Genomic DNA, 6,208 nt, shown 5'->3' on the forward strand with positions numbered 1-6,208 from the left:
TCTGCGATAGATTGGGGGACGCCCCGTCGGGCGAGATATCGGGCTGAGGCGACGGTCACCCAATCGGCCGATGCTAATGGTCTGGCGATGACCCGGGCATCCAGGATAGCCCGGTTGAGAAAACACCTCTTAGTCTGGCTGAGAAAAGACGAACAGATACCTGCATCACGATATGTTGGACGATGTGTCTATATTTCAAACACGAAGTCGGGTGGGTTCCTGAACCAGGATAGGATCCCCTGACCAACAATGAAGCCGAGTGATATATTCGCAGTAGAACCATAATGTGAAAAATCTGTTCCGGCAACAACTCGCACCGTTGAGAACAGTTCCGCTGCTAAATAACTGATCCTAATTCCGCTCCACTTTCAGTAACCCATAGCCTCCACCGGGAAAAGGTGATGCATGATCCATGAAGTAGCGCACCTGCTTTAAGAGTTTCCACATTGTTGTGCATTGATGATTGCGTGTAATGGTTTCATGTAAGGCATGCCATAACTTCTCTATTTTGTTCACCCACGGGGAATATACGGGCTGAAACAGTAGGATGAACTTCGGGTTTTCCTTCAACCAGCTTTGAGTCTTTCGACACTTGTGAATGATGTAATTATCGACGATGAGGGTGATTGTTTTCGCTCGTCGGTACTGTCGTTTTAGCTGTTCCATCATCGCAATAAACAGTTCAGAGTTCTTGCTGGACTGGGCAACGTATGAAACTTTGCCAGTTTTCGCATGCAGCGCGCCCGCCAGATAATGTTTAGCGTTTTGTCCTGGTGTGGCCACTTTCTTTTGTTGGCCTTTGTGTACTCAGTCTGCTCCTATTTTAGGATTCAAGTGAATGTCTACTTCGTCTTCGTAGAATACGGGATAGTTGATATCACATTGCTCTAAAGCCTGTTGAATCCTGACAAGTTTCGCTTCTTTATCTGGATCTTTGATATGTAACGTCGGTGCTGCTCTTCGCCATACAATACCGAGCTTAGGAAGCCAGCGGCGAATCGTTGATGCATGCACCTTGAGGCCGAATACTCGGTTGATTTCTATCGCTATCAACTCAGTGCTCCAGCGTGAGCGTTGGTAACCCAGATCTTGAGGGCTGAACTCCAACAGTGCTGTGATTACGGCTGAAATCTGAGCAAAAGGAAGTGTTGACGTTCTTCCTCTGGTTGAGCTTTTCAAACCCTCGATACCACATTCTGTGTACCATTGAACCCATCGATTGATGGACGATCGAGCAGCGGCAAGTATGTTGGAGACAGCTGTAACAGTCAGTCCATCGGCGAGTAACAATATGGCGTTTAAGCGTCTGCAGTGATCTTTGTCTTTGGTCTTGTGGATATTTTTGATAATCCGGCGTCGCTCTGCCCGGTCAGGTAATGTTAAAATCATAGGTCTCGGTATTGTTTTGTGGGTTTGTATGTTTGGCGACTGATCAGATCGCACAAACTCTACCGAGTTCCCTTCATTTTCTGCTTTCCAGTGATCTACATTTAGGAACAGTTATTTAGGCGCTATTGATAGCGGTCATCCGAAAGCAGGCCTACCGACTGTGCTTGTTCTCTTTCCTTCTTAGCCGATCCTTCTCTGGTGTGAGGTTACATATGATCTACATCAATATTTACGCAGGCAATAACCACAATTAATGTGACGATATTCAAAAAAATCATCAAGATAGATATATGCATCAGATTTAATGTGCATACTGTCTCGCATTGAATTGTGCGGAGATAAACCTTGGGAAGTTTAGCAAAAAGAGGCTTGATAGACTCTATACCTGTAATGATATCTTTCTTTTTTATGTTTTCTGCAATTGGGTCAACATACCAAAAGAATGGTATACCTATGTTGGAATCATTCCTTGGGACTGCATTTATATTTGCTGCCCCACTTCAAATTTCGGGAATGGAATTAATTCAAAATGGATTAATTTATTCGGGCATTTTATTGACTATAGTAATCAACTTTAGATTTATTCTTATGTCCTTTATCATTCTAGAAAAGTTTCCCGGCGTTGAAAGGTGGAAAATATACCCATCGATGATCATGTTTAGTGCTAGTACTTACGCTGTTACAACTTCATATGTTAACTCAATAGGAAGAAATGATGGTAAGGTTAACTTTCACTACTATTTGAGTGTGGGTATTCCATGCTATGTTGTGGCAGTTGTTTCTACTGTTTTCGGATACTTAGCTTCAGAGTACATTAATTACGAGTCATTAAAAGATACAATAAACTTGATTATACCAATAAACTTCTTTTTGATGGCGTTAAAGGATGAAAAAAATAAACTTGCTCTTGTATCCACTCTATCAGGAATTGTTCTTGCTCCAGTTCTTAATTCGCTAGGAAATAGTTTATTTGAAATTTCTTGCATCTTGGTTATGGGAGCGATCATCTACAAAGGTTATAAGGGAATATCTAAGGATGCTAAATTAGTACATTCTAAGGAGTGATGAAGTGGATGTGATTATAATCGCAGCAATAATTAGTTTGTTTTTAAAGTGTTTACCATTGTTAATCAATACAAATAGGCTGAATATATCTCAAGGGGTTATTACTGCGGTAGAATGTTCCATATGCATTATTATTGGAACAATAATTTTTAACACTTCATTTGGCAGGATATCTATAGTTGATATTAAAGAAGTCTTCAGTGTTAAAAGTACATTAATATTTTTCAGTTTGTTTTTATCATATTTTATATTTGTTAGTTCACGTTCAATACTGAAAGCACTCATAATATCATTGATTATTTTTCATATATCAAATGGGATTATTACATGAGAAAAGTGAAGTTTTTTGATACAACAATGAGAGACGGTGAGCAAGGAATAGGTTTTCTTTTAACGAATGAGGATAAAATTAAGTTAATCGAATGCTTAGAAAAACAAGATGTTGAAGTCATCGAAATAGGAATGGTAACTGATGAGACAAGCAATATTGTTTTTGATAGGATATCAGAGCTTGGTATTAAAAAACCTATATGTACTCTCTGTCGATTAAATGACAATGATATTGTCAATAATATTTCAGTAATGAAAAAAATAGAAAATCCAATTATTAATTTACTATGTGTTGGTTCTGAAATACATTTGACAAAAAAAATGAATTTAAGTTTAGAAGACTATCTAAAAAAATTAGAGTATTCTATAGGGTTAATAGATAAATCAGATTTTCATGGGAATATTTATGCAATATTGGAAGATGCAAGTCGCGGTAGTTTTGAATATTTAGAACAGAATGTAAGTTTGCTTATTGAAAAAGAAGTTAAAGATATTTGTTTTGCCGATACTGTCGGGTGTATGACACCAAGATCAGTTAGGAAACTAATGAAACACTTCGTGAGCCGGTATCCACAAGTGAACTTTTCAGTTCACTTCCATAATGATTTAGGGCTTGCTGTTGCAAACTCTATTGAAGCAATTTACAACGGCGCATCAATGATTCAAACGACTATTGGTGGTGTCGGTGAACGCTGTGGTAACACTTCATTGGAAGAAATAGTAGCAATACTTGAGTACTGCCAAGAATATCAATCTAATTTTATTACGGGTATTAATCTGAGGCAAGCTATCGGTCTCTCAAATTTCTATTATGACATGATAGGTAAAAAACCATATCCGAATAAACCGATTATTGGTGAGTATGCGTTTCGGACGTGTGCAGGCATACACCAAGCTGCGATTTTGAAAAATCCAGAAACATACGAATTTATTAATCCCAATGAGATAGGTTTAACAAGAAGCTTCCATGTTAACCGCCTATCAAGTAACAAAGTTAAGGCTTCTCATTCACTTGTAAACTAGGAATATTACAATGTTAACGAGCAATAAGATCGGATTTTCTACAAATATTTACGATAACCCAGCAGACATGGTAAATTTAGTGGATTTTATTACTGATGATTACAAAATAGTAGAAATAGAGTTTGAAAAAGACTTTCGTGTTCATCTAGATGAAAACCCATCATCCTGGAATGAAATAAAAGAAAAACTAAAAAGTATAAAATCAGATAAAGACATTTCTTTTTCATGTCATGCACCTTATTTAGGCGTTGAGACAGATATTGCAAATTCTGATGAAATTACGAGGCTGGTTGCTGTCGACTACTTATCAAAGTATATAGTAATGTCTAGTGAAGTTGGCGCGAAGTATTTAACAATCCACCCAGGATATGTTGAAGTCAATTCAAGCGGAGTTGATGGTTTTAGTTTTGAACAACTAGATAAATCCATTGGGAGTCTATCTAAGATTGCAAAGGAAAATGATATACTTCTATTGTTGGAGAATACAGGGAATGAACGAGAGAAATATATAGTGCTATCTGATGAGCAGCATGATTCTCTTTGTAAATACGATAATGTATTTTTAACCTTAGATATCGTTCATTATCATAGTTTTTATTATGAATGCTCACCTGAAGAATATTATTCAAAGTTGAAAAGTCTACTACCAAGCATAAAGAATGCTCATTTTAATGATGTTCTAAACGGCAAGCACATTCATTTACCGCTCAATAAGGGTAACTTCAATTTTAATGATGTCCTTAGTTATATGGTTGAAGAAGGATATAAAGGTAATTTCATTATCGAAGAATCAGGTGGTGGATATGAACCTGTGGATTTTTTCGAATCCGGGAAGCAGTATATGAATTTGTTAAATAATAGAAGCAACTAATCAGAAAGAACATTTGGACCAATATTATTAAATGTTGGTCCTTTTGAGAGGGAAATATGGAGCAATATAAAGTCTATGTCAGTTCAAAAAATCAGCAGTTCAAAACTGATAGCAAAAACACAATATTAGAATCATCATTGAAAAGCAACATCACTCTTAAATATGGATGTTTGAACGGAATATGTAGAGTGTGTAAGTTGAAGCTTGTAGAGGGTGATATATCATACCTACCAAATAAAAACGTTTGTTTAACGAAAGACGAGTTAAATGAAAACTATATTCTACCATGTTGCTCTATAGCTAAGTCAGATATAGTCATTGAATCATCATCCAAGTCTAGCAACAATAAAATTGGCACTATTGTTAAGTCAATTGAACATAGAAACTCCACTGTCATTATTAAGCTTAGTGTCTCAAAAAATTCCGATTTTGAATTTAATCCAGGTCAATATTTAGATGTTTTGTTTAATGGGGTTTCTAGATCATACTCTATTGCTAACAATCCCAAAGCTGACCAATATTTCGAGCTTCATGTTAAAAAACAACTTAATGGCCTTTTTTCTCAATACCATTTGGAATGTCTAAAAGTAAATGATGTCGTATGGATTGAGGCATCAAAGGGGGAGTTTAAAATTGCTCTTAATAAAAATAACAATGCTCTATTTGTTGCCACAGGAACAGGCTTTTCACCAATACAATCTATGCTTTTATCAGATGAAGTAAAAGATTATGAAAAGATATGGGTTCTATGGGGAGGGCGAACTGAATTAGACTTTTATTTTTCAGATAAAATTAGTGAAATAAAAAAAATTCGGCCTAATTGCACTTTTTTTCCTGTTTATTCAAGAGCGACTGAAATAGGTCGGCATAAGGTTAATATAGGTTACGTTCAAGATTTTTTAACTGATATTGTTCATTGTTTTGAAGATGTAGATGTTTATGCTTGTGGTTCAATTAATATGATTGAAAGCCTTTACAACGTGCTAACTGAACATTGTAATGATATCTCAAACCATTTTTACTCTGATGCCTTCTATAAAAGCGGGTGTTAATGTTGAAGGGGACGTGCGGACCCCGTCAACCTTTTCTACGCGCTAAGCAAGGACAGCAAAGTAGACTTTAGCAGCCTCGCTCTTAGGTCTACCCGGACGTGTTCAGTCTCATTTTTACCTAGTCAGTCATCTTTGATGAGGGGGGCACAGAAGATGAGCCATATTGACTGAGGTTTCTTCAGTGGACTGACGTATATTGGGCTTGAGCTTTTGCATCATGGTTTGACTGATGACATAAGCCGTGAAGGCAACCAGAATAAAAGATAGGATAAACAGCCGTATGCCAAGGGGGATCCTCATGCGGTGTCCTTGTCTGAAAAATTGATTTCCATTTCTCGATTCGAACCACACATTCCCCCATGCTGATGGCTTATCCCGGTGCACTGATTTATCAGATCGGCCCGAATGGCATTCACCCGATCAAATACGAAGACACGGAACATTACACCATCACCAAAGCTTTTTTGAATCATCCCCA

General features: G+C 37.2%; 6 protein-coding genes and 2 pseudogenes. 5 read left to right on the forward strand and 3 right to left on the reverse strand.

The window, feature by feature from the left end; genetic code table 11:
• Nucleotides 1–243: hypothetical protein (locus tag Q4579_RS22615; RefSeq protein WP_303567191.1), on the forward strand; the 243-nt coding region annotated here is incomplete at its 5' end.
• Between the two features lie 108 nt (nucleotides 244–351).
• Here the strand turns inward: Q4579_RS22615 and Q4579_RS22620 are convergent.
• A pseudogene (locus Q4579_RS22620) lies at nucleotides 352–1,389 on the reverse strand (IS630 family transposase).
• 345 nt (nucleotides 1,390–1,734) lie between these two features.
• Here Q4579_RS22620 and Q4579_RS22625 point away from each other — a divergent pair.
• From Q4579_RS22625 to Q4579_RS22640, 4 genes are all read left to right on the forward strand, one after another.
• A complete protein-coding gene (locus tag Q4579_RS22625) occupies nucleotides 1,735–2,454 on the forward strand; it encodes an AzlC family ABC transporter permease (RefSeq protein WP_303567193.1) in 720 nt (239 codons plus the stop codon).
• A 327-nt stretch (nucleotides 2,455–2,781) separates the two neighbouring features.
• On the forward strand, nucleotides 2,782–3,807 hold the full coding sequence (locus Q4579_RS22630; protein WP_303567195.1) for a LeuA family protein: 1,026 nt from the start codon (nucleotides 2,782–2,784) through the stop codon (nucleotides 3,805–3,807).
• A gap of 10 nt (nucleotides 3,808–3,817) precedes the next feature.
• Nucleotides 3,818–4,678, forward strand: a complete 861-nt coding sequence (locus tag Q4579_RS22635; protein WP_303567197.1) for a sugar phosphate isomerase/epimerase family protein — start codon at nucleotides 3,818–3,820, stop codon at nucleotides 4,676–4,678.
• A gap of 56 nt (nucleotides 4,679–4,734) precedes the next feature.
• The gene (locus Q4579_RS22640) at nucleotides 4,735–5,730 is read left to right on the forward strand and encodes a 2Fe-2S iron-sulfur cluster-binding protein (protein WP_303567199.1); all 996 of its coding nucleotides are present in this window, start codon (nucleotides 4,735–4,737) and stop codon (nucleotides 5,728–5,730) included.
• A 147-nt stretch (nucleotides 5,731–5,877) separates the two neighbouring features.
• Here Q4579_RS22640 and Q4579_RS22645 read toward each other — a convergent pair.
• Nucleotides 5,878–6,030 (reverse strand): annotated as a pseudogene (locus Q4579_RS22645) (two-component system sensor histidine kinase CreC); the annotation flags it as partial.
• Nucleotides 6,027–6,208: hypothetical protein (locus Q4579_RS22650; RefSeq protein WP_303567200.1), on the reverse strand; the 182-nt coding region annotated here is incomplete at its 5' end. The pseudogene Q4579_RS22645 and the gene Q4579_RS22650, both read right to left, overlap by 4 nt.

The sequence above is a fragment of the Photobacterium sp. 1_MG-2023 genome (genome assembly GCF_030547945.1).
GTDB lineage: Bacteria > Pseudomonadota > Gammaproteobacteria > Enterobacterales > Vibrionaceae > Photobacterium.